Annotated in this window: 21 protein-coding genes; 10 read left to right on the top strand and 11 right to left on the bottom strand. The window is 63.7% G+C overall.

What is annotated here, in order from left to right; genetic code table 11:
* Nucleotides 1–104: 104 nt before the first annotated feature.
* The 9 genes from pbpC (at nt 105) to CK220_RS19040 (ending at nt 10408) form a co-directional block, all read left to right on the top strand.
* Complete coding sequence (gene pbpC / locus CK220_RS19080; protein ID WP_245429270.1) at nt 105–2195, top strand: penicillin-binding protein 1C; 2091 nt, start codon at nt 105–107, stop codon at nt 2193–2195.
* Nucleotides 2196–2310: 115 nt separating this feature from the next.
* Nucleotides 2311–3009 carry a M15 family metallopeptidase gene (locus CK220_RS19075; protein WP_245429269.1) on the top strand — a complete coding sequence of 233 codons (699 nt, stop codon included), beginning with the start codon at nt 2311–2313 and terminating at the stop codon, nt 3007–3009.
* Nucleotides 3010–3320: 311 nt separating this feature from the next.
* Complete coding sequence (locus CK220_RS19070) at nt 3321–4349, top strand: sulfate ABC transporter substrate-binding protein (RefSeq protein WP_095812999.1); 1029 nt, start codon at nt 3321–3323, stop codon at nt 4347–4349.
* Between the two features lie 109 nt (nt 4350–4458).
* Nucleotides 4459–5310 carry a sulfate ABC transporter permease subunit CysT gene (cysT, locus tag CK220_RS19065; protein ID WP_095812998.1) on the top strand — a complete coding sequence of 284 codons (852 nt, stop codon included), beginning with the start codon at nt 4459–4461 and terminating at the stop codon, nt 5308–5310.
* Entirely contained in the window at nt 5303–6187 is an 885-nt protein-coding gene (gene cysW / locus CK220_RS19060; protein WP_095812997.1) for a sulfate ABC transporter permease subunit CysW, read from the top strand. Before cysT ends, cysW begins: the two co-directional genes overlap by 8 nt.
* 52 nt (nt 6188–6239) lie before the next feature.
* Complete coding sequence (locus CK220_RS19055) at nt 6240–7280, top strand: sulfate/molybdate ABC transporter ATP-binding protein (RefSeq protein WP_095812996.1); 1041 nt, start codon at nt 6240–6242, stop codon at nt 7278–7280.
* Between the two features lie 198 nt (nt 7281–7478).
* Entirely contained in the window at nt 7479–8468 is a 990-nt protein-coding gene (locus CK220_RS19050; protein WP_095812995.1) for a sulfate ABC transporter substrate-binding protein, read from the top strand.
* Nucleotides 8469–8713: 245 nt separating this feature from the next.
* Entirely contained in the window at nt 8714–9163 is a 450-nt protein-coding gene (locus CK220_RS19045) for an Rrf2 family transcriptional regulator (RefSeq protein WP_013530871.1), read from the top strand.
* Nucleotides 9164–9259: 96 nt separating this feature from the next.
* On the top strand, nt 9260–10408 hold the full coding sequence (locus CK220_RS19040; protein ID WP_095812994.1) for a hypothetical protein: 1149 nt from the start codon (nt 9260–9262) through the stop codon (nt 10406–10408).
* 82 nt (nt 10409–10490) lie between these two features.
* Here the strand turns inward: CK220_RS19040 and CK220_RS19035 are convergent, their stop codons facing one another.
* The 10 genes from CK220_RS19035 to CK220_RS18990 all read right to left on the bottom strand — a co-directional run bounded on the left by CK220_RS19035 (nt 10491) and on the right by CK220_RS18990 (nt 23303).
* Nucleotides 10491–10973: a gluconokinase gene (locus CK220_RS19035; RefSeq protein WP_095813022.1), complete on the bottom strand. Its 483-nt coding sequence runs from the start codon at nt 10971–10973 to the stop codon at nt 10491–10493.
* A gap of 81 nt (nt 10974–11054) precedes the next feature.
* Complete coding sequence (locus CK220_RS19030; RefSeq protein WP_095812993.1) at nt 11055–12041, bottom strand: ABC transporter permease; 987 nt, start codon at nt 12039–12041, stop codon at nt 11055–11057.
* Nucleotides 12038–13018 (bottom strand): ABC transporter permease, encoded by a 981-nt coding sequence (locus CK220_RS19025; RefSeq protein ID WP_066990536.1) that lies wholly within the window; start codon nt 13016–13018, stop codon nt 12038–12040. Before CK220_RS19025 ends, CK220_RS19030 begins: the two co-directional genes overlap by 4 nt.
* Nucleotides 13015–14562 (bottom strand): sugar ABC transporter ATP-binding protein, encoded by a 1548-nt coding sequence (locus tag CK220_RS19020; RefSeq protein WP_095812992.1) that lies wholly within the window; start codon nt 14560–14562, stop codon nt 13015–13017. The genes CK220_RS19025 and CK220_RS19020 overlap by 4 nt, the downstream gene beginning before the upstream one ends.
* A 76-nt stretch (nt 14563–14638) precedes the next feature.
* Nucleotides 14639–15763: a sugar ABC transporter substrate-binding protein gene (locus CK220_RS19015; protein ID WP_095812991.1), complete on the bottom strand. Its 1125-nt coding sequence runs from the start codon at nt 15761–15763 to the stop codon at nt 14639–14641.
* 294 nt (nt 15764–16057) lie between these two features.
* The gene (locus CK220_RS19010) at nt 16058–17086 is read right to left on the bottom strand and encodes a LacI family DNA-binding transcriptional regulator (protein WP_095812990.1); all 1029 of its coding nucleotides are present in this window, start codon (nt 17084–17086) and stop codon (nt 16058–16060) included.
* 242 nt (nt 17087–17328) lie between these two features.
* Nucleotides 17329–18111, bottom strand: a complete 783-nt coding sequence (locus CK220_RS19005; RefSeq protein ID WP_095812989.1) for an ATP-binding cassette domain-containing protein — start codon at nt 18109–18111, stop codon at nt 17329–17331.
* On the bottom strand, nt 18104–20353 hold the full coding sequence (locus CK220_RS19000; RefSeq protein ID WP_095812988.1) for an ABC transporter permease: 2250 nt from the start codon (nt 20351–20353) through the stop codon (nt 18104–18106). The genes CK220_RS19005 and CK220_RS19000 overlap by 8 nt, the downstream gene beginning before the upstream one ends.
* 82 nt (nt 20354–20435) lie before the next feature.
* Nucleotides 20436–21518, bottom strand: a complete 1083-nt coding sequence (locus CK220_RS18995) for a substrate-binding domain-containing protein (protein ID WP_095812987.1) — start codon at nt 21516–21518, stop codon at nt 20436–20438.
* Between the two features lie 612 nt (nt 21519–22130).
* Nucleotides 22131–23303, bottom strand: coding sequence for an MFS transporter (locus CK220_RS18990; protein ID WP_095812986.1), 1173 nt, complete (start codon nt 23301–23303; stop codon nt 22131–22133).
* Nucleotides 23304–23553: 250 nt separating this feature from the next.
* Here CK220_RS18990 and CK220_RS18985 point away from each other — a divergent pair, with 250 nt between their 5' ends.
* On the top strand, nt 23554–23841 hold the full coding sequence (locus CK220_RS18985; RefSeq protein WP_095812985.1) for a DUF3175 domain-containing protein: 288 nt from the start codon (nt 23554–23556) through the stop codon (nt 23839–23841).
* A gap of 45 nt (nt 23842–23886) precedes the next feature.
* On the opposite strand, the gene CK220_RS18980 is transcribed toward CK220_RS18985, so the two are convergent.
* Entirely contained in the window at nt 23887–24663 is a 777-nt protein-coding gene (locus tag CK220_RS18980; RefSeq protein WP_095812984.1) for a FadR/GntR family transcriptional regulator, read from the bottom strand.
* Between the last annotated feature and the right edge of the window lie 17 nt (nt 24664–24680).

Genomic DNA, 24680 nt, shown 5'->3' with positions numbered 1-24680 from the left:
GCGGCGGACAGCAACTCAGGGGGAAAACTGTAACCCATGTATCCGGTTCAAAGTGTTACCCATCTATCGGCTGGACACCCGGCAGGGCAATGAGGGGGGGCGCCATGCTCTCAAAAAAATCCTTGCGCCGCGCTGCCATAACGGCAGCTTCCTGTGCCGCCGTTCTTGCCCTTTCCGTCGCCGCTCTCCGGGAGCTCGACCGCGCTTTCCCACCGCCGCTGCCGGCGACGCTGACGGTCTCCACCGAAGTGCGGGACCGCGACGGCCAGCTGCTGCGCGCCTTCGCCACACCGGACGGCTACTGGCGGCTGGAGACTCGACTCGATGAGGTCGACAAGCAGTTCGTCGACATGCTGGTCGCCTATGAAGACAAGCGCTTCTGGGACCACCGTGGCATCGACCTGCTGGCGCTCTGCCGCGCCGCCGGGCAGTTCGCTACCAGCGGGCACATCGTTTCCGGCGGCTCGACGCTCTCGATGCAGCTTGCCCGTCTGATCGAGCCGCGCGACAGCCGCAGCCTCGCCTCCAAGGCCAGGCAGATCCTGCGCGCCATCCAGATCGAGCGACGGTTGTCCAAGCGAGAGATCCTCGAGCGCTACCTGACGCTGGCACCCTATGGCGGCAACCTCGAAGGCGTGCGCGCCGCCTCGCTCGCCTATTTCGGCAAGGAGCCGAAGCGGCTGACCGTGTCGGAAGCAGCCCTTCTGGTCGCGCTGCCGCAGTTGCCGGAAAAGCGCCGGCCCGATCGCAACCTCGGCATCGCGCATGTCGCGCGCGACCGCGTGCTCACCCGAATGGTCTCGGCCGGTCTGCTCAGCGAACGAGAGGCAGCGCGCGCCGCGCTCGACGACGTCTCCGGCCTGCGCCGCAAGCTGCCGGCATTGGCCGCGCATGCTTCCTACGCCATGCTGCCCAAGGCTGAACCCGGCAAGCCGCTGCAACTCACCATCCGCCGCAGTGTTCAGCAAGGGCTGGAGCAGGTGGCGAAAGAGGCCGCAAGGAAGCTCGGCCCAAAGCTGTCCGTCGCCATGGTTATGGCCGATGCCCGCACCGGCGACATTCTTGGCGAAGTCGGCTCAGCCGATTTCTTCGACGCCAGCCGATCCGGCTGGATCGACATGACGAAAGTAGTGCGCTCGCCCGGCTCGACGCTGAAGCCGTTCATCTATGGGCTTGCCTTCGAGCAAGGCCTGGTGGCGCAGGAGACGATCATCGAGGACAGCCCCGCCGACTTCGGCGGCTACCGGCCGAAGAATTTCGACATGGGCTACCAGGGCGACGTCAGCATCAGGCAGGCGTTGCAGCTGTCGCTCAACGTGCCGGCGATCCGGGTGCTGGACGCGGTTGGTCCGGCGCGGCTCACGGCGCGCTTCCGCCAGGCCGGCGTCAACCTGGTCCTGCCACTTAACGAGGCGCCCGGGCTGGCGATCGGCCTCGGCGGCGCCGGCGTGACTTTGCGCGACCTGGTGCAGCTGTATACCGGCCTCGCTAATGGCGGCAAGATGCACACGCTGCATGACGGCACCGAACCGGCCAATGCCGAGCGCATCACCGCCACCATCCTCGACGATCAGGCCGCCTGGCAGATCGACGACATCCTGTCCGGCGTGAAACCGCCCGAAGGTGCGGCCCAGCGCGGCATCGCCTACAAGACCGGCACCTCCTATGGCTATCGCGATGCCTGGTCGGTCGGCTTCGACGGCCGCTATGTGCTTGGCGTCTGGGTCGGCCGTGCCGACGCCGGCCCGGCACCCGGCCTGTCCGGCTATGTCTCGGCCGCACCCATCCTGTTCGAAGGCTTTGTTCGCTCCGGTCTGGCGAGCGTCCCGCTGCCCGGCCGGCCGCCGGGCGTCTTCAATCCCAAACGCGAGGAACTGCCCGTGACGCTCGCCCGCTTCGGCGCCGGCTCCGACGGGCTGGTGCAGGCAACGCCGACGGAGCCGGCGCCCACCATCGTCTTCCCGCCCGACGGCGCGCGCGTCGACCTCGGCACCAATTCGGCGGACGCTTCGCCGCTGGTGCTGAAGCTGCAGGGCGGCCGCGCGCCGTTCCGCTGGCTGGCCAACGGCAAGCCGCTCGCCGGCATCGACCGCCGCCGCACCGCGACCTGGCAGCCCGACGGCGCCGGCTATTCCACGCTCACCGTTATCGACGCCGCCGGGCGTGCGGCCAGCGTGAAGGTTTTCGTTGAATAGAATGCGGCAAGCGATTCGGCGCGTTGCCCCTTTCAAGGGTCGAAAGGCACTTCTCTCGAGGCTTGCCGCGAAGCATCCCTCTCTGGCCTCCCTCCGTCCTTCACCGGGAGCAACTGTGATCCTCCCAGCACTGGCTCTCCTGTCTGCCTTCCCCGCCCACGCCGATCCCCTGCCCGCGGGCTTCGTCCGGCTCGCCGATGTCGATCCGACCATTCGCCAGGACATCCGCTATGCCGGCCCCGAAAACTTCCTGCACCGGAGGGTCGACGGCTACGAAGCACCGGTCTGCATCCTGACCGCGCGGGCGGCGAAAGCGCTGTCCGGCGTTCAGAAAGCAATGACGACCAAAGGTCTCACCCTGATCGCCTTCGACTGTTATCGTCCGGCGCGGGCCGTCGCCGACATTGGCAGGTGGACAAGGGAAGGCGGCCCGCCCGACCTGCAGTGGTATCCGAAGGTCGAGCGCGGCGACCTCATCGCCAAGGGCTATGTCGGCGAGCTGTCCAGCCACTCGCGCGGCTCGACCGTTGACCTCGCCATCGCTGAGCTTGACGAGGAAAGCGCGGCTCATCCGGCCTGCGGCGCGACCGACGCCGGCACGCTCGACTTCGGCACCGGATTCGACTGTTTCGATCCGGCGAGCGAGACGGCCCACCGGCCCCTGCCCGCCCAAGCGGCAGCAAACCGCACGATGCTGCTTTCGGCCATGCGCGCCGCCGGCTTCCGCAACTATGCACGCGAATGGTGGCATTTCACGCTCGCCGACGAGCCGTTCCCAAAGCAGCGCTTCGATTTTCCGGTGACCGCCGACTAGAGCATGATGCCGAAAAGTGTGAAGCGGTTTTCGGACGACATCATGCTCTATCTCTTTGATTTAGAGCCGAATTCAGATTTCAGGCCAATTCGACCTGAAATCATCCGGCTCTAGGCCACGAGACTTGCCCTGACCGCGGCCGGTTCTAATTAGGCCCGCTGACGAGGAGCCACGCTGCCGGGTGAGGAAGATATTTCCTCGACTGGCCGCTCCTCGGCGAAAAATTGCTGCAAGGAGGTGAAAAAGGCAACATTCAATGCATCTAATTTCTACAAATTCGCTAGAGTTCGTGCCGTTCAACGGAGGCGGAAATGACCAACCCTCATTTCAGGAAACTGCTCGGCGCCCTGGTCGCCACATCTGTCCAGTTCGGCACGCTCGGTTTCGCGTTTGCCGATACTACCATTCTGAATGTGTCCTACGACCCGACACGTGAACTCTATAAAGCCTATGACGAGGCCTTCGCCGCGCACTGGAAGGCAGAGACCGGCGAAACCGTCACCATCCAGCAGTCACATGGCGGATCCGGCGCCCAGGCGCGAGCCGTCATCGACGGTCTCGACGCCGACATCGTGACGCTCGCGCTCGAAGGCGACATCAACGCCATCGCCGCGAAGACGAAGAAGATCAATCCGGACTGGCGCACGAAGTTCGAGAACAACTCGGCCCCCTACACCTCGACCATCATCTTCTTGGTGCGCAAGGGCAATCCCAAGGATATCCATGACTGGAACGATCTGGTGAAGGACGGCGTCCAGGTGATCACGCCGAACCCGAAGACCTCCGGCGGCGCGCGCTGGAACTACCTTGCCGCCTGGGCCTATGCAAATGCCAATGACGGCAATGACGAAGCCAAGACCAAGGAGTTTGTCGGCAAGCTGTATTCCAATGTCCCGGTGCTCGATACCGGCGCCCGCGGCTCGACGGTGACCTTCGCACAGAAGGGGCTGGGCGACGTGCTGATCGCCTGGGAGAACGAGGCCTATCTCGCGCTCGACGAATTCGGCGCCGACAATTTCGACATCGTCTACCCGCCGACCTCGATCCTGGCCGAGCCGCCGGTCGCCGTCGTCGACGCCAATGTCGACGCCAAGGGTACCCGCAAGGTTGCCGAGGCTTATCTGAGCTGGCTCTATTCGAAGGAAGCCCAGACCATCATCGCCAAGAACCACTATCGCCCGGCCAAGCCCGACCTGGTGCCTGCCGAGGATCTCGCCAAGCTACCGGCGATCAAGCTTGTCACCATCGACGATCCGCAATTCGGCGGTTGGAAGAAGGCGCAGCCTTATCATTTCGGCGACGGTGGTATATTCGACCAGATTTACAAGCCCGCCCAATGAAGCATGGTGGCCATAGGCCGGATGAAACCTGATTGGGTCTATTGTACGAGTGCCCGAGCCAAGGCGAAGGGCAATCTGGTCTGAGTAAGAAGGGACGATCCAGAACAGCATGACCACAGCACCCGCCAAGGCGGGGTGGCGGTTCAGACAGCCGAGTGTCATTCCGGGCTTCGGATTGACGCTCGGCTTCTCGCTTGCCTACCTCACGCTCATCATCCTCATCCCGCTTTCGGGGCTGGTCTGGCGTTCGGCCGCCCTCGGCTGGACCGACTTCTGGGCGATCGCCGTCGACCGGCGCACTCTCAACGCGCTGAAGATCAGCTTCGGCACCGCCTTCCTGGCCGCCGCGATCAACGTCGTCTTCGGCACCATCGTGGCCTGGGTGCTGGTCCGCTACCGCTTCCCCGGCCGCCGCATCGCCGATGCGATGGTTGACCTGCCCTTCGCCTTGCCCACCGCAGTCGCCGGTATCGCGCTCACCACGCTCTATGCGCCGAATGGCTGGATCGGCCAGCTTCTTATGCCGCTCGGCATCAAGGTCGCCTACACCCCGCTCGGCATAGTCATCGCCTTGGTGTTCATCGGCCTGCCCTTCGTGGTGCGTACCGTCCAGCCGATCATGGAGGAGCTCGACAGGGAGGTCGAGGAAGCTGCCGCAACGCTTGGCGCCAATCGCTTCCAGATTATCACCCGCGTGCTTTTCCCGGGGCTGGCCCCGGCCATCGTCACCGGATTTTCGCTCGCGTTCGCGCGCGGTGTCGGCGAATACGGCTCGGTCATCTTCATCGCCGGCAACCTGCCTTTCAAGTCCGAGATCGCGCCGCTCCTCATCGTCATCAGGCTCGAGGAATACAATTACGAGGCGGCGACCGCGATCGCCGCGATCATGCTGGCGCTGTCCTTCGTGATGCTTTTGGTCGTCAACCTCGTCCAGACATGGAGCCGCAAGCGCTATGGCTGATCCCGAGATCAAATCCTACGGACCGCATCACGAAAGCCAGTCGGCCGCGGTGACCGAAAGCCGGCCGGTGCGCTGGGTGGCGATGGGGATAGCCCTCGCCTTCCTCGCCGTCTTCCTGCTTCTGCCGCTGATCGTCGTTTTCCACGAGGCGCTTACCAAGGGCATCGGCGCCTACACGGAGGCGCTTACCAGCCCCGACACGCGCTCGGCGATCCGCCTGACGCTGCTGGTGGCGGCGATCTCCGTGCCGCTCAACGTCATTTTCGGCATCTCGGCTGCCTGGGCGATCGCCAAGTTCGAGTTCAAGGGCAAGGCGTTTCTGACCACCCTCATCGACCTGCCGTTCTCGGTGTCGCCCGTCATCTCCGGCCTGGTTTATGTGCTCCTCTTCGGGGCGCAAGGCCTGCTCGGCGCGTGGCTGAAGGCGCATGGCATCGTCATTCTGTTCGCCGTGCCGGGCATTGTGCTCGCCACCATCTTCGTCACCTTCCCCTTCGTCGCCCGCGAACTGATCCCGCTGATGCAGGAACAGGGCAATGGCGACGAGGAGGCGGCCCTGTCGCTCGGCGCCAATGGCTGGCAGGCCTTCTGGTATGTGACGCTGCCCAACGTCAAATGGGGCCTGCTCTACGGCGTGCTTCTCTGCAACGCGCGCGCCATGGGCGAGTTCGGCGCCGTGTCGGTGGTCTCGGGTCATATTCGCGGCCTCACCAACACCATGCCGCTGCATGTGGAAATTCTCTACAATGAGTATAACGCCGTCGGCGCCTTCGCGGTCGCTTCGCTGCTTGCCGGCCTGGCGTTGGTGACGCTGGTCTTGAAAACACTTCTAGAGATGCGCTACGGCGCCGAGATTGCCGCGACGCGCGGACATTAGATGCATGCCGCCCGAAACCGCGTAGCATGCATCAACTGATTGAGGGATCTGTATGGAAGTTCGCGTTGTCAACGTGCGCAAGGAGTTCGAGCGGTTTCCGGCGCTCCACGACGTTTCGCTCGACATCAGGTCGGGCGAGCTTATCGCGCTGCTCGGGCCATCCGGTTCCGGCAAGACGACGCTGCTCCGCCTGATCGCCGGCCTGGAGCGGCCGACCAAGGGAGCCATCTTCTTCGGCGAAGAGGATGCCTCGCAGAAGTCGATCCAGGAGCGCAATGTCGGCTTCGTGTTCCAGCATTACGCTCTGTTCCGCCACATGACGGTTGCCGACAATATCGGCTTCGGCCTCAAGGTCCGGCATGGCGCCGCACGTCCCTCGGCGCAGGAGATCCGCCGCCGCGCCTCGGAACTCCTCGACCTCGTCCAGCTGTCGGGGCTGGAAAAGCGCTATCCGGCGCAGCTTTCCGGCGGCCAGCGCCAGCGCGTCGCGCTCGCCCGCGCCATGGCCATCGAGCCCAAGGTGCTTTTGCTCGACGAGCCGTTCGGCGCCCTCGACGCGCAGGTGCGCCGCGAGCTGCGCCGCTGGCTGCGCGAAATTCATGACGCCACCGGCCACACCACGGTCTTCGTTACCCACGACCAGGAGGAGGCGCTCGAACTCGCCGATCGCGTCGTCGTCATGAGCCAGGGTCGCATCGAGCAGGTCGGCTCGGCCGACGAGATCTACGACACGCCGAACTCGCCTTTCGTCTACAGCTTCATCGGCGAATCGAGCTCGCTGCCGGTCAAGGTCGACAATGGCGAGATTTGGCTCGCCGACCGACCGGTCGGCCTGCAGGCGCCGCATGCGCCGTCCGGAGAGGCCCTGCTCTACTTTCGTCCGCACGATGTCGAGCTGCTCGACGGCTGCAGCGGGTGCATTGCCGGGACGGTCGCCGCCAGCCGCCGCGTCGCCGGCACAAGGCGGGTCGAGCTCGAGATCGGCGGCGAGCGCCAGCGCGTCGAGATCGAGCTGCCGGTCGACCATCCGGCGGCACAGAAGAGCCGGGTGGCCTTCAGGCCAACGCGCTGGAAGCTCTTCCCGGCCTCCTGACCTATTTGCCGCCTGCCACTTCCGCCCCAGCAGTGGCGCCCGAAGAATCAGGTTGGAAGAAAATCCTACCAAGCGGCTGTTCGAGCGGGAGATTTTCCCGCTGCTCGTGGGTCCCCCGGACCGCGCGCCTCGCGTTGCCAGGCTTTCCTTTCTATGGTCACACCATAGTTCTGATTGTTCTAGAGGAGGACCGTTTTCATGAAGCGCTTATTGCTGGGTATTGCCACGCTTGCCGGCTTCGTCGTCCTCGCGTCCTCCCAAGCCTGGTCGGCCGACAAGCTGCTGAATGCCTCCTACGACGTTGGCCGCGAATTGTTTGCCGACATCAACAAGGCTTTCATCGCCGAGCATCCCGGCGTGACCGTCGATCAGTCCCACGCCGGAACCTCGGCGCAGGCTCGTGCCATCGCGGAAGGCTTGGCGGCCGACGTCGTCACCTTCAACCAGGTCACCGACGTCGATTTCCTGGTTAAGAGGGGTCTGATCTCGGCGGACTGGCAGAAGGATTTCCCAGACAATGCATCGCCCTTCTATTCGCTGCCGTCCTTCCTTGTTCGTGCCGGTAATCCCAAGCACATCAAGGACTGGAACGATCTGGTGCGCCATGACGTGCAGGTGATCTTCCCCAACCCGAAGACATCAGGCAATGCGCGCTACACCTATCTTGCTGCCACCGCTTACGCCAAGGAGGCCTTCAAAGGCGACGACGCCAAGGTGAAGGAGTTCATGGCCAAGCTGTTCGCCAACGTGCCGATCTTCGACACCGGCGGCCGCGCCGCCACCACCACCTTCGTGCAGCGCGAGATCGGCGACGTGCTGATCACCTTCGAATCGGAAACACGCGGCATCCGCAAGGAATATGGCGACGACAAGTTCGAGCAGGTCACGCCTTCAGTCAGCCTGCTGGCCGAATTCCCGGTGGCGATCGTCGATAAGATCGCCGACGAGCACGGCAGCCGCGATCTCGCCAAGACCTATCTCGACTTCCTCTATTCGCCGGAGGGCCAGGATATTGCCGCCCGCAACGGCCTGCGGGCCCGCGACGCAGCAGTCGCCGCCAAATACAAGGCCGAGTTTCCCGACGTGCGCCTGTTGACGGTGGACGAGGTCTTCGGTGGCTGGGACAGGGTGCAGAAAGAGCATTTCGCGGCAGGCGGCTTGCTCGACCAGGCCTATGGCAGCCGCTAGCGCTTACAATCGGAAGAAGTGGAAAGCCGGCATTGCCGGCTTTCTTCATATCTGGAGCCGGCATCACTTTGCCGGCGAAATCAACGCGGCCAATGTGAAAAACGTTACGAAGAATCAACGCGTTTGTGCCTAAACCTGTGGCGACGAATTGTTGTGCCAAACCGGTTGCGCGGACAAACTGTCATGATTTGCACACAAACAACCGCCAGATGCAGGCGATTGGGGTTTGATAAACTGAATCGGGCATGCTGACCAAAAAAGGCAAATACGGCCTCAAGGCCCTCGTGCATCTTTCCGGCCTGCCGGCTGGCCAGCTTGCATTCGTCAACGACATAGCGGTCGCAAACAACATCCCGAAGAAGTTCCTGGACGCCATCCTGGGCGAATTGCGCAATGCCGGCTTCGTCCAGAGCCGCAAGGGCAAGGAAGGCGGCTATCGCCTCGCTAGGCCTGCTTCCGAGATCAAGATCGGCCATGTCGTGCGCGTGCTCGACGGGCCGCTGGCGCCGATCCCTTGCGCCAGCCGCACGCAATATCAGCGCTGCGAGGACTGCGACGAGGCGACGTGCCAGGTCCGCCACATGATGCTGGAAGTGCGCCAGGCGATCGCCGAGGTGCTCGACAACCGCAGCCTCGCCGCCATGCGCGACGCCGACAACGACGATTTCCCGGTCGAACTCACTTCCCAGATCTGACCACTCAGCCGCGCCGTCTCGCCGTTGGTTGTCTGTCCGCGACAGACGCTGTAAATCGACTGGCGGATGGATCAAAGGTTTGGGGGTATCTGACGCATGAAGCTGCCTTGGCTTGGCAAGTCCCGCAGGGCCAACCGGCAACCGTCATCCCCCAGCATCTATCACACCGAGATCATTGCCGACGTGGCAGTGCCGGAGCGCGGCGAGACCGTCCGCTTCTTCAGCCGCAAGCTCCTCCGCCCCGGCAAGTTGCGCAGCGTCTCCAACAAGGATCTGCGCGAAAGCCTGCTTTGCTTGTTCTATCTCGGCGTGGCGGCGGTGCTGCCGGTCGCCTGGTGGGCGCCGATCTGCGATTGGGTTTCGACGCTTCGACGCAAGCGTCACTTTCGCAAGGATTTCGCGCGCTATGACGTGGCGATCAAAGCGGTGCTTGGCGATGACGCCGACACGCGAAGCCTTTTCAGGGGCCATCTCGCCGCCGCGCATCGCCGCCGCCTGATGCTTGCCGCTCATCTGGTGCCTGGCAGGCGCTGGTCGCCGGCAATCCGGCTGGAAGGCATCGACGGCTTGCGCGAGGCCTTGCAGCGCGGCCGCGGCGCCATCGTCTGGTGCGATCAGTTCATCGCCCAGACCATCATGGGCAAGCGCGCCCTCTTCGAAGCCGGCATCGAAGCGCACCAGGTGAGCGTCAACTTCCACGGCTTTTCGGAAAGCAAATTCGGCCTGCATGTGATCAACAGGCCACTGGTCGAGGTCGAAAACGGGTTTCTGAAGAGCCGCATCGTCTTCGAGCGCGCCGACGCCTACCAAGTTACGGCGCGCATCCAGAAGACGCTGAAGGAGAACGGCGTCGTGCTGATGACCAACACCATCTACGCGGGGTCCACCTTCACCGAGAGCGCCATGGGCGAGCGTGGCTGGACCCACCTCGCATCGGCGCCGGCGAATTTTGCGGCGCGCGCCGGCGCTGCGCTGTTTGGCATGTCGACCCTGGAGACTGTGCCCTTTCGCGAATACCGGGCGATCGTCAGTCCCGAACTGAAGCCCAACGCTGCCCAGCCTGCATCCCGGCCGGCAAAGGACGTGGTAGCCAAGAACCTCATTCTGCAAGCGGGCTACATCCTGCTCAAGCGCGACCATTTGCTGGAAGCGGTCAAACTGTTTCCCGAGCAGATGATGGCCTGGTCCAGCGCCAACCGGCTCACCGGACAGCAGGATCAAGCCGCGATCGGCGGCGACGCATAATGCATGTCGCTTAAATGCGCAGCGGTTTTCGGTCAACGACATGCATCAGAACGAAGACTGAAAATGCGTCGCCTGAATCTGTTCAGCTCGAGGGGCTTGAGCTCAGTGCTTGTTTAAGGATCGCGGCGACGCTCCGCGCGCCATCGGCCGTCACCGCCGGTTCGTCCGGGTCCGGCTCTTCCAGGGTCGCGAACTGGCTGTCGACCAGGCTTGCCGGCATGAAATGGCCTTTGCGCCCCGACACCCGTCGCCAGGCGGTTTCGCGATCGATCTTGAGATAGAGGAAGACGATGCCGGGGCAAAAGCTGAGCAGCCGGTTCCGGTAGCTGCGCTTCAGCGCCGAACAGGCCGCCACCGCCTTGTGTCCCGCGCCGACGGAGGCTGCGATGCGCTCGCCGATGGCATCGAGCCAACCCTCGCGCAACGCATCCGTCAGCGGCTCGCCGCGCGCCATGCGCGCCACGTTTTTTGGTGGATGCAATCGGTCGCCCTCGATGAAGACCGCGCCCAGCGCCTCGGCCAGCGCTTCGCCGACGACCGTCTTGCCGCAGCCGGCGACCCCCATCACGACAATGGCCGGTGCTGACCGGATGTCGGTCAATGAAACCTCCGACTGCTGCGACCTTGGCGAGTCCTTCATCCACAATCAGCGGCTTGCCGGCGCACGGCCATAAAGCAAAAGCATGGCCACGATCACGACGCCGTAAATGATCTGCCGCCCCGCCTCCGGCATCTGCATGACCGACAGGATCGATTGCAGCAGCGTTATCAGGATCACGCCGGCAACGGTGCCGAGATAGGAGCCGCGGCCGCCGAGGATCGAAGTGCCGCCCAGCACCACGGCGGCGATCGACGGCAACAGATAGGCGTCGCCCATCGACTGCGCGGCCTTCGATGCGTAGCCCGCGAGCAGGACGCCCCCGAAGGCCGAGAGCCCGCCGGAGACGGCAAAGGCAATCAGCACCACCCGGCGCGTGTCGATGCCGGAAAGATAGGCCGCGCGCTCGCGGTTGCCGATGCCGTAGACAGCGCGGCCGAAGGAGGTGCGCGTCAGCACGAAGACCATTGCCGCCCCTATCAGCGCCCAGATGATCACGGCGTTCGGCACCCCCGGAATGGTAAAACCGGTCGCAAGGTAGCGCATCGCAGCCGTCGCCGAATCCTGCGGCGAGAACCCGCCCGTGTAGACCACCATCAATCCTTGCGCGACCGCGTTGGTGGCTAGAGTGATGATCATCGAGGGAATGCGCAGATACGCCACGCCGACGCCGTTGACGATGCCGATCGCGACCCCGCACAGAATGCCGAACGGGATGGCGAGCGCGACGCCGACCGGACCGTAGGCCGCAGCGGCACAGGCCATCATCGCGCCGGTCGCCACCGACCACGGCACGGAGAGGTCGATTTGGCCGAGCAGGATTACCAGCATCATGCCGGTGGCAATCACGCCGAGGAACGACGCGACCTTCAACTGCTGCAGGAGATATTCCGGCGACAGAAAACTGCGCGAATAGAGGCTGCCGAGCAGAAGCAGGATAACGATGCAGGCAAAGGCGGTCGCCACCGCCGGATCGGCGCGGCGGATGAATTTCGGCATGCGGCTGGCGATGCCGCCAAGCGTCGTTTCGCTCACAGGAACCACTCCAGCCGGTTGCGCACTCGAAACAGCGCGAAGGCGCCCAGGCTGACCGCGATCAACAGGATAATGCCCTGGAACAGCGGCTGCCACAGCGGGTCGAAATCGAAGACGAACAGCAGGTCGCCGATGGTGCGGAAGGCGAGCGCCCCGAAGATCGCGCCAATGGCGCTGCCTTTGCCCCCGAACAGCGAGACGCCGCCGAGCACAACGGCCGCGATCGAGAACAATGTGTAGGCATTGCCGCTCGCATAGGCAGCCTCGCCCGTATAGGTAAAGAAGGTAAGGAACAGGCCGCCGATCGCGGCAAGCAGGCCGGCCAGCGTGTAGGCAAGGAACTTGCCCCTGCGGATCGGCACACCCGACATATAGGCTGCCGTCTCCGACGAGCCGGCAGCATAAGCGGCACGGCCGAGCTCGGAGCGGCGGAACGGCACCCACACGACGAGCACAACGACGAACAGCGCCATAAGGCTTGCCGGCACGACGCCGAAGAAGCGCCCTGTCAGGAAATCGGCGACGTCCTCGTTGACCGAGCCGCCGGGAACCGGGCGCAAAAGCAGCGCCAGACCGAAATAGACAGCGCCGGTGGCTATCGTGGCGACGATCGGCTGCAGGCGTCCGTAGATCACGATGGCGCCGTTGATTGCCCCGCAGACGAGCCCGGTTCCAAGCACAGCCACCAATCCGAACGCCGTCTCGAGGCCCGTGCCGATGACGAGCCAGGAAGCCATGCAATTGGTCAGCGTGAAGATCATGCCGACCGAGAGATCGATGCCGGCGGTGATTACCACCAGAGTTTGCGCCATGGCCACGAAGGCAAGCAGGACGCCCTTGTTCGCCGCGGTCTGCACGACATTGGCCGTGAAGCCGGCTGGATGATTGCCGCTGTAGATCGCGAACATGACGATGAAGATGGCGAACGCCAGCAGCGTTCCGCGCTGCTCGGCCAGCCAATAGCGCCAATCCTTCACGCGCCCTCTCCTTGCTCTGCCCGCTCGCTGCCGCCGTGGATATTCAGCGCGCTGGCGATCAGCGCATGCTCGGTGATATCGGCGCCAACAAGCTCGCGCTTGATGGCGCCGTCATAGAGAACGAGCACGCGGTCGCAGCAGCCGATCAGCTCGTCATAGTCGGTCGAATAAAACAGGATCGCGGCGCCGGCGTCGGCGAGCTTCCGCATCAGCTGATAGAGCTCCTGCTTGGTGCCGACATCGATGCCGCGCGTCGGATCGTTGAGCAGAATGATGCGCGGCTGCCGCATCAGCCATTTGGCGATCACCACCTTCTGCTGGTTGCCGCCGGACAGCGCGCCGACAGGGATATCGAGCCCCGCCGTCTTGATGGCCAGCAATTCAACCATGTCATCGATCAGCCGCTGCTCGGCGGCACGGTCGATGACGCCGGCCTTGGACAGCCTGTCGAGTGCTGCGAAGGAAAGGTTCTCGCGCACGGTCATCGGCAGCATCAGCCCTTCCGTCTTGCGGTCTTCCGGGATCAGCGCCATGCCGATACGGTCATCGCTGGCGGCTGCAGGGCTGGCAATCGAAACCGGCTTGCCGTCGACCAGGATCTGCCCGGAAAGCCCTCGCAGAACGCCGAAGAACGCCAGCAGCAGCTCACGCTGGCCCTGGCCGTCGAGACCGCCCAGTCCTACGACCTCGCCCGCCGCGACCGACAGCGAGATATTGTCCAGCCTATCGCTCCAGGACAGGTTGCGCGCGTCCAGCACAGGAGCCGAAAGCGTCTGGGGCCTGGTCGGCTTCGGCGGAAAAATGTGGCTGTATTCCCGGCCGATCATCAGCTCGACGACTTCGTTGTCGCTCTTCGATCCGGCCCGATAGCTGGCGACATTGCGGCCATTGCGAAACACCGTGCACTGGTCGGCAAGCTCGGAGATCTCGTTCATTCGGTGGGAGATATAGAGCAGCGCCAGCCCTTCCTGGCGCAGCCGCTTCAGCACCTCGAAGACCTTCGCGACATCGGCGGCCGTCAGCGCCGACGTCGCTTCGTCGAGGATCAGGATGCGCGGCTTCCTGGCCAACGCCTTGGCGATCTCGACCATCTGTCGGCGCGAGAGCGGCAGGTCCTTGATCAGCGCCAGGGGGTGAATATCGGCGGCACCCGCGCGGGCAAGCGCCTGTTCCGCGAGGCGCCGTTGCGCCTTGCGGTCGATCATGCCGAAGCGCTTCGGCGGATCGGAAATGACGATGTTGTCGGCGACGCTCAACTCCGGAATGAGCGACAGCTCCTGGAAGATGCAGACGATGCCGGCCTGGTTTGCCGCGGCCGGCGATGCAAATGTCACCTCGCGGCCGTCCAGGGTCATGCTACCTTCATCCGGCGCGACGACACCGGCCATGACCTTGATCAAAGTCGATTTGCCGGCGCCGTTCTCACCGAGAATGGCGTGGATGCTGCCGGCCGCGACGGTGAGATCGGCCTTTTCCAGGGCGCGCACGCCGCCATAGCGCTTGGATATGCCTTCCATGCGGAAGAGCGGAGCCGCGCCGTTCATCAGCCCTCCCCAGGCCGGTTCGTGATTGGCATCGAGCGACCGGCGCCGCGGCTTCCGCGGCGCCGGCCGGATAAGGCTACTTGTTTTCCTTGGTCTGGCCCATGATTTCCTGCGCGGTGAAATTGATGCCGCAGGTCGGGAAGGAATTGCCGACGAAGAAATTGTCGGACTGGTCGGGGAAGAAGTCCTGCCCTGCCTTGAAGTTCGGATCCTCGACGATGGCCAAAGGCAGCTTGACCGACTGCGGCACGACATTGCCTTCGAGCGCGGCAATCGCCGTCTTGATGGCGACGGCAACCTGCGCCGGGCCGGTACCGGCCGACGAACATTTCAGCCCGTCCGCCGCATGCGCCGCGCAGAATTTGCGGAAGCCGTTTTCCGTCTCGCCGCCGAACGGCACGAACGGATGCTTGGCGTCGATCATCGCCTGCACGATGCCGGTGTCGCCGCCTTGCCCTGTGATGCCGTCGAAGGGTCCGCTGGTGGCGATCGCGTCGGCCGTGGCCTTCTGCGCCACGCCGTCGTCCCACTTGCCGACGACCTCGGTGACATCCCACTTCTTGCCCGACGCATTGAGAACCTCGTGGATGCCATTGTGCCGGTCGGTATCGACGGAGGTACCTGCGACGCCGCGCACCTCGAGCACCTTGCCGCCGTTCGGCACGTGCGAGACCAGCCACTTGCCCCACAATTCGCCGAGCCCCTTCTGGTCGACGTTGACGTTGATGGCGTCCTTGGTGTCGAGGATGTTGTCGAAGGCAACCAGAATGACACCGGCTTCCTTGGCGCGCTTGATCACAGGCCCGAACGCGGTCGGGTTCTGGGCGTTGACGACGATTGCGTCGAAGCCGGAATCGATGAAGTTATTGATCGCGGAGATCTGCGCCGGCACATCTTCGCCGGTCGATACCACCTTGAATTCCTTCAGCTTCTTCGCGACGTCCGGTTGCGCGGCATAGGCTTTGGCCGTCTGGATCATCTGGATGCGCCAGGTATTGGCAATATAGCCGTTCGCGAGCGCGATGCGATAGGGTCCTTCCTTCTTCGGATATTTGAAGAATTGTGTATCGGCCGCCCAGGGCGCGAAGCAGTCGGGCTCGGCCGACGGCCCTTTGACGATTTCCGGATCGGCGATGGCCGACGAACTCAGCATGACAAATGCAGTGGCGGCAACGACACCGCCAACAAGTGACTTGATCATCAGTATTCCTCCCAGTTGCAGTTCTGCTTGTTGATTAAGTCCTGGCGTTTGGGCCGGCACCTCCTACCGCATCCAATCGCCTGCCGGCCGACCTTTGCCGCCCGCTGCCTCCTCTTCCCTCGCCTGCGGGCAATTCAGCAAACTATCATATTATACATAATAAACAAGTAAGGCTGTTTTCTTATGTATAATAAACAGCGCCTCACGTCCGCCGCCTTACTGCTCGACGCAGAAAATGGTAGCGCTACCATGCAAGGTAGTAAACCGGCATTTGCACAGTCGTCTCTGCGTGTTTCAACGTGCGGTGCTCTCGCGGCGAATGAGCTCGAAACCGAGATCGACAACCCTCTGCTGGGGTCTCCGGCCCGCGATCGCCGCCAGCGCCATCGCCACTGCCTGCCGTCCGATCTCATAACGATGCGTGCGAACGCTGGTGACCGACGGGAACGCCGCCTGCATCATGTCGAGGTCGTTGAAGCCGACGATGCCGATGGCCTTCGGCACCGCGATCGCGGCGCGGCGGCATTCGAACAGGACGCCAAGCGCGATATCGTCATTGTTGCAGAAGACGCCGTCGAGCGACGGCATCTTGGCCAGCGCATCGCGCAAAAGCTCGCGGCCGAGCGTCACGCTCGACAATAGCGGCGTGGTGGTGACCAGGCGGGGATCGAATAGGCCGGCCGCCTCCATGGCCGCGCGATAGCCGGCAAGGCGCCGCTGCGAGCGCGGATCCATGCGCGCGCCGATGAAACCGATGCGCCGATAACCTGCCTCGATCAGGTGCTCGGCGGCAGCGCGGCCACCGTCGAAATGCGAGAAGCCGACAAGCATATCGACCGGATCGTGTCCGGTTTCCATCACTTGCACCACCGGGCAGCCGGCCGTCTCCAGCAGCTTTCGCGACTGCGGCGTCTGGTCGATGCCGGCCACGATAAGCGCCGCCGGGCGCTGCGAGGCGAAAAGCTGCAGCAACCGCTCCTCTTCCAGGCCCGAATAGTGGGTATTGCCCATCTGGATGCGGAAAGGGCTGTCCGAAAGGCTGTCATAGATGCCGCGCACCACTTCGGCAAAGACATTGTTGGTGAGCGACGGCACCAGCACGCCGAAGACCTCCGCGCGCGCCGAGGCCAATGCGCGCGCATTGGGATCCGGGATATAGCCTAGCTCGTCAACGGCGACCTGTATCTGCCGGCGCAGATCTTCCGAAACCCGCCCGGGCTCGCGCAAGGCGCGGGAAACGGTGATTGCGCCGACGCCGGCCTTGCGCGCCACGTCGGCGATCGTGGGGCGGCCGCCGCCGCGCCGCGAGCGCGGTTTGGTCACAGCCCCGTCCTCGTACGTTCGATGTGCCCCCTCGAAAAGACGATCGACATCCGTGTCATCGCGCCGCCCGGCCTGTTTCGCCCCCGTCTGGGTCGCGCAGGCTCCGGCTGTTGTCAAGCGGACGGGGACGGCCGTCCATCGCAACCACGGCGAGGAAACCGAACCGATGTGGCTGGTCACATCCGCCGCCAACATGAGGGGGGTAGCTTAACAGCCTCACCCAAAAAGCGGCCCCTGATCGATCAGACCGCCCTCGCCTGATCGGCTGTAAGCGCCTGCTCCCGCGTGCCGGAGACTATGATCTCCAGGACCTCGTGCTCGTCGGTGTTCCTGACGTGGCGGTCGCCGACATTCTCGCCGCGCTTCAGCACCATGACACGGTCGCCTACGGCGAAAATGTCGACCAGCCGATGCGAGATGATGATCTGGGCAACGCCCTGCCTTTTCAGTTCCAGCATGGTCTCGAGGAGTCGCTCGGTCGCCATCACCGAGAGATTGGCGGTCGGTTCGTCGAGGATCACGACGCGTGGCTCGAACGAGATCGCGCGGGCAATCGCCACCGATTGCTGGCGGCCGCCCGACAGGCTTTCGACCTTCTGGAAAACGGAGTTCACATCGACCTTGAGCCGTTTCAGCACGCTATCGGCTTGCGCGTACATCTTGCGACGATTGACAAAAGGGCCTTTGCGAGGCCAGCGGCCGAGAAAGATGTTCTGGCCGACATCCATGTTTCCGCAAAGAGCGAAATCCTGGTAGATCATCTCGATGCCGGCGTCGCGGCTCTCATGTGGACTCTTGAAGTGCACCGGTTGGCCGGCGACGAGGATTTCGCCGGCGTCGCGCTGATAAGCGCCGGTCAGGATCTTCATGAGCGTCGACTTGCCGGCCGAGTTGTCGCCGACCAGCCCAAGGATCTCTCCGGGATAGAGCACCAGATCGACTTTCCGAAGCGCCTGAACGGCGCCGAAGGCTTTTTCGATGCCTCGCATTTCCACGATCGGTTGAGGCAACGCAGCATCAGGCATGAATGGTTTCCCGGGTTCGTGCGCGTCGGGCGAGGCGGGCTCGCAGGCGACCGAAGAGGTTGGCCTGGCGCACCCAGATGTCGATCAGCACCGCGGCAATGAGGATGACGCCAATGAAGACGTTGATCCAATGCTGCGGCATGCTGAAGCCCTGGACATTGAGCTGCAGGAGCGACCGAACGAGAGTGATCACGGCTGCACCTGCCAGAGAACCCAGCATGGTGCCGTAGCCGCCGAAGATCGACCCGCCGCCGATGATCACGGACGCGATGGCGTCGAGTTCGCGGAACTGGCCTGCAACGGGGTTGAAGCTTCGGAAATAGGCGACGTTGATGATGCCGGCCATCGTCGCGCAGAACGCCGACAGCATGAGCGAGATGAAGCGCGCCCGGTTGGTGTTGATGCCGGCATAGGCGGCGGCGCGGATGTTGCCGCCGGTCGCATAAACCTTTTGCCCGAACGGCGTATAGGCGAGCACGATGCCGGCAATCAGGGCGACGAAGATCATCCAGACCGTCTGCACGCTGACCACCTCGGCCAGTGTTTTGAGGATGCCATCCGGAAGCACGATGTGGAAGTGAAGGAGGATGTCGTTCACCTTGCGGCCGAGCAAATTGTAGCCCTCCGGCCAGCCGGTAAGCTGCTGGCCGGCGACGAACCACGCCGCAAGGCCGCGGGCGATGTAAAACATGCCAAGCGTTGCGATGAAGGCCGGGAGCTTCAAGCCGACGGCGACGACGGCGTTGACGAGGCCGGCGAGCATTCCCGCAAGCAGGCCCATCGCGACAGCGGTGACGGGGTCGGCGCCCAGGACCTTCAGGAAATAGGCCGCCGCGCTGCCGGCGAGCGCCAGGACGGCTCCGACGGAGAGGTCGATATCGCCGGCCGCGATGACGTAGGTAAGCCCGACCGTGATCAGCGCCAGTTCGGTATAGTTGAGCAGGATCGCGAAAGTGTTGGACAGGTTCCACCAGTAATCCGGCCTGAGGAAAAGACCCGTGAGCCACAGCACCACGGTCAGGATGACGGCAAGGGCATCGCGCCGGGCGAGGAACTTGCCGAACCCGGTCGCCGACAGCGCGATGTCGGTCGCCATGGCGCCCTTGGTCACCACGCCCTCGAGCGCGACGCCGCCGATCTCGAAGGCCGGCGGCGGCGGCTGGCCGCGCAGCCACGCCCATAGCCGCGCCGCGACCTGACGGCGGATCAGGTAAGGTTCAATCAGCACGGCGATGACGAGCAGCAGCCCGAGGAAGACCGGCACCGCGCCGACCGGCAGGGAATAGACGGCGTTGACCGTCACCTCCTCCTCGCCGATCTTGATGGTGCGCGTGATCGGCAAACCCTCGCGCAGCACCTTATCGAGCAGAACGACCAGCGTGGCGCCGAGGCAGGACCCGGCGACGCGGCCGCGACCGCCGAGAATGGAAGCGCCGCCGATGATCACCGCGGCGATGACGGTCAGTTCACCGCTGACGCCGTAAAGCGGGGTCACACCCTTGTCCTGAGCGGCCGACAGGAGGCCGGCAACGGTGGCGCAGAGCGACGAGAGGAGATAGGCACGGATGCGCACCCAGTTCGTCGGTATGCCGGCATAGACCGCCGCCTGCTCGTTGCCGCCCGTCGCAAAGGTCTCGTAACCCCAGCGGGTGTTGGCAAGCACGTAGGCGCCGATCACCGCAACGACCGCGAAGATCGCGATCTGATTGTTGAAGCCGAAGACGTTCGTCTCGCCGAGATGAAAGAAGAGCGGGGCCTCCTTCGCTTTGCCTGGATAGTAGATCGCCTGACCGTGCGTCAGGGCGAGGACGAAGCCGCGGCCGATCAAAAGCGTGGTCAAGGTGGCGATGAACGCCGGCACTTTTAGGATGGTAACGAGCACGCCGTTGACGAGGCCGATCGCCATGCCAAGAAGGACGCAGACGATCACCGACGTGACGATGTCGAGATCGGCAAAGCTTGGCGCGAACAGCCTGGCAAAAACGACGGCCACAAGGCCGTAGATGGAGCCGACCGAAAGGTCGAGGTCCTTGTTGATGATGACGAAGGTCATTCCGACGGCGATGATGGCGACCCGCGAGGTATCGCGAAGCAGTGCATGGAACGCCTCCGGCGAGCCGAAGAACGTCGGATTGACGGCAGCGCCGCCGAGATAGATCAGCGCCAGCAGGGCAAGCAATCCCATTTCCCAGCCGCCGACGAGCTGGGGTGGAAGGCGACGAGCGAGAGCTTCAGCGGGCATTTTTTGATGAAAGGGTTCCGAAGGCCAAAATGCGCGGGAGGATACCAGCCCTCCCGCGCCGGGTTCAGGATCGCTTTGACATTCAGTTTTCGAAACGCTTGCCGACCTTTCCAACAGTCTCCTGCGTCACGAGTTGGGCGCGCGTGTCGAGATTGGCGGCCGCGATGCCACGATCGATCTGCAGATAGAGTTGCATGACCGGATAGAAGCCCTGCAAGAAGGGCTGCTGCCCGAGCGCGCCGGTCAGGTCGCCGCTCTTCAACGCGTCCTGCTGCGCCGGGCCGAGGTCGAAGCCATAGGCGCAGATCTTGCCGGCCTTTCCGGTCTGGGCGACAGCCTTGGCCAGCGCAGGCGTGAACACGTTGTTGCCGGCGAAGGCGCCGACAACGTCACCGCGCGATTCGAACAGCGTCACGATGCCATTCACCGGATCGTTCGGATTGGTGTCGATGCCGGTGTTCTCGGGACCTGCGTCGACCTTGAAGGCCTCGAGCTTGCCGGCGTCCTTCAGGCCTTTGACGATCGCGTTGAAGGCCGAGGTGACCCGATTGTTCACCTCGATGTTGCCCATCGCGGTCGATGACGGCAGAACTATCGAGCCCTTCTCGATACCCTTGTCCGCCAGGCACTTGACGAGTGCCTCGCCGGCGATCGCCGCGGCGGAGGCGTCCTGGCCGGTGTGGCTGATGCCGCTGCGGTCGAGGATCGTGCCGTCGAAGGAATTGGTCGTTGCTACCGGTATGCCCTTGGCTTCGGCGGCCTTGACGATGTCGTTATAGGCACCGACCTGGGGCGTTGTCATGATCAGCCCGTCGATCGTGGGGTCCTGCACGATCTGGTTCAGGATTTCGATCTCGCGTGCAGGGTCGTCGGTCGGAGATTCCGAGCCGAGCAGCAGTATCTTGGCGCCGATCAGATTGCCGGCGGCGGTCGCGCCGACATAGACCGGATCGAAGAAACCGTTGCCGGCCGTATGTGTCACGATGGCGAAGGTGAGATGGCCATCGGCCGAATGGAAGTCCTTGGTGGTGGGGGCCTCCTTGGCGGCTTCCTCGAAGCTGTAACCGCCGACTGCTTTCTGGACGCCGCCGGACTGAGCGAAGGCGGAGGGCACGCCGAGCAACAACGCCGCGGCGCATGCCGCGAGCGGGAAAGTACGTCTCATGATTATCCTCCCTTGCATTCAACGGGCGGAAGCCGTTCGAGCGCATTTATTCAGGGGATCTTCCGAGTGCTTCCTCCCACTTCGCAATATTCCGCCCAAAGCCGGTCCAAGTAAATAGTCTGCTGCGTCCAGTGTTCGGGCGCGACGTCACGCGAAAAAAGCGCGGACGAGTTCGGCCGTCGCCCCGCACAGCCCTCCCCTTGTGCTGGTAGACCTCCTTGCAACGGCCAGGTTGAGGAGCCCGTTGACAATCATTTGCTGCCCCTCCAACTCTGAGCGATTGATAATATGATGAAAAGTCGCGACGGCTTTTCGTCGCCTTCTTCTGATTTGCTTGAAGCCTATTGAGGCGCGCCGCGTCACGCCCGCCCAAACTAGATGCGCTTGAGTATTCAGCCTTTGCATTCTCATCGACGCGGCTCGCGCCCGCCACTACGGCGCGAGCGCGGCTTGGTCGACGACAAGCTCAGCCTTCCCCATCCGCAAAGCGCCGCAGCGATATGCTCGTCTCCGCCAATGCCGCCACATCAACCGGCAATTGCCGCTCCCGATCGACGACTGGCGTCCCACAGCCCCGGTCCCTTCAAGCGGAGCCTTGCTGTTCGCGCTGCGTCAGGCCATTGCCGCAGCACTGCGGTTGGCTCTCCACATAAGCAGCAAGATCGCCGCGAGATTGACAAGGTTCCAGGCGATGCCGTTGAGGAAGGCGGCGGCATAGGAGCCGGTGAGGTCGTAGATCCAGCCCGACATCCAGCCGCCGACGGCCATGCCGAAGATCGTCGCCATCAGGACGATGCCGACGCGCTGGCCGGCTTCCTTGGCCGGCATGTAGTCGCGCACGATGATCGCATAGCAGGGAACGATGCCGCCTTGCGACAGGCCGAACACCAGCGAAACCACATAGAGCGAAGCCAGCCCGTCGAAGGGAATGTAGAACAGCAGCGACAGGCATTGCAGCGCCGAGCCGATGATCAAGGTTTTCACCGCGCCGATGCGATCGGCGAGAAAACCTGAACCAATGCGGCTGACAACGCCCGCCGCCAGCATGATCGACAGCATGTCGGCGCCGCGCGCGACGCCGTAGCCGAGATCCATGCAATAGGCGACGATGTGCACCTGCGGCATCGACATCGCCATGCAGCAGCCGAAGCCGGCAATCACCAGCAACATCTGCAACGCCGCCGGCGACAGCGAGATTGGCTGCGTCGGCCGGCTGCCCGGCGAGCCATGGGTGGCTTCGCGCGGCGCGCCGCGGCGCAGCATCAGCACCAGCGGCACCATGGTGGCGAGGCAGAAGATGCCGATCGCGGCATAGGTGAAACGCCAGCCTTCGCCTTGCATGACATAGGGCATCACCGTCGGCCAGACTGCTCCGGCAAGATAGCTGCCGGATGCGGCCGCGGTCACCGCGACGCCGCGGCGTCGGTTGAACCAGTGCGAGATGTCGGCGATCAACGGGCCGAAGATCGCCGATGTGCCGAGACCGATCAGAAGCCCCTGGACAAGGGTGAACGCAAGGATCGAGTTGGTTAGCGAGGCGAGCAGGAAGCCCGCGCCGAGCGCAATCGCAGAGACGAGCGCCGGGATCCAGTAACCCATGCGGTCGATGGCGCGTCCGACCAGCATATTGCCGGCGGCGAAGCCGACCATGGTCGCCGTATAAGGCATCGAAGCCGCGGCCCTGTCGACGCCGAATTCGGCCTGCACGGCGGGCAGAACGACGACCACCGCCCACATGCCGGCGCCGCCGATCGTCGACAAAAGCATCGAGACGCCGAGCCGCATCCATGCATAGGCGCTGTCGATGCTGGGGCCATCTGCCCGGCTGGAGACTGTTGTCGTCACACCTTTCCTGTCCGCGCTTGTTGGTGACCGGCGGTTTCACCCCAAGTATCGGCGCATCCCCGTGCCGAGCAGCGCCACAAGGGACAAATCCGTGGTTCCAGCAATCGGGAACCGGCCATGCCGCCCAGAGTTGTGCCCCAAGGAAGCGTTGTGCCCAAGGATAGTTGTGCCCCAAGGAAGGAGGTTCGCCATGACCGCCAAGAAAAAATGGTCGGCCGAAGTGACCGAGCACAGCGATGCGCTGGATCTCGAGGAGCATATTTTCGAATCCGACGATGCCAAGAAGGTCGCCACGTCGCTGAAGCGCTCGGCTGAGCACAGCCATCGCCGCAAGGCGGAGCCGTTCCGATCCGCGATGTCGATGCTGAATTTCTATATCAACCGCGCCGGCAGGAACCTGCCGGAATCGCGAAAGCAGGTTCTGGAAAGGGCTAAGGACGAATTGCGCGTCGCTTTCGGGCGCGAAAAGGAAGACTAAGGACTGTCGAGCTCAGACCGGGCCTCACCTGGGTATCGGCAGGCCTTAGCGCGAGCGGATGACGTCGTCGGTATTCGCGAGCAGCTTGCGCACGGCGTTGCGCGCCGCATCCGGCCGTTGCAGCCGGATGTTCCTCTCGATCGCTTCGTGCAGTTTCTGGGCGTGCTGCAGGTCGTCCAGCTCGCGTGTCGTATAGGCGAAGAGATGATTGAAGGCGGATTCGATCAGGACGCCCAGCGGCACCAGGAGGTCGTTGCCGGACGCCCGGAGGATGGCGAGGTGGAAGCGCGTGTCGGCGCGCGTCCGCTCCTGCAAATTGGTCGCCTCGCCCATCTCGCGGCAGGCCTGGGTGATCTCGGCCATCTGCTCATCGGTCCGCCGCATTGCGGCAAAGGCCGTCGCCTCGGGCTCGATGATGTGGCGGAATTCCTGCACCGTCTTCAGGAACACCTCGCGATCCGGCGACGTCGCGTACCAGGAGAGCACGTCGCGGTCGAGCAGGTTCCAGCGCTCCTTCGGCTCAACCCAGCTGCCGATCTTCGGACGTGATGCCAGAAGGCTCTTGGCCATCAGCATCTTGATCGCCTCGCGCACCGCCGAGCGGCTGACGTCGAAGGTCTCCGACCATTTGGCTTCATTGGGCAGGATGGTGCCCGGCGGATAGTCGCCGCGCACGATCCGAAGGCCGATTTCGCTGGCCAGCGACGTATGCACGCTGGCACCAGGAATGCGCGGCGCGTCTGGCCGGCGAACTCCAGCCATACGCTCGGCGGATGCCGCTTTCGTCGGCCTTTTTTCGTTGTTCGGCTTTGCGTCCCGCATATGTCCAGAAAGTCCGG

Source organism: Mesorhizobium sp. WSM3860, from assembly GCF_002294995.1.
Classification (GTDB): Bacteria; Pseudomonadota; Alphaproteobacteria; order Rhizobiales; family Rhizobiaceae; genus Mesorhizobium.
Note: the sequence above shows the minus strand (reverse complement) of the source record. Positions and strands in the feature narration are given on the sequence as shown.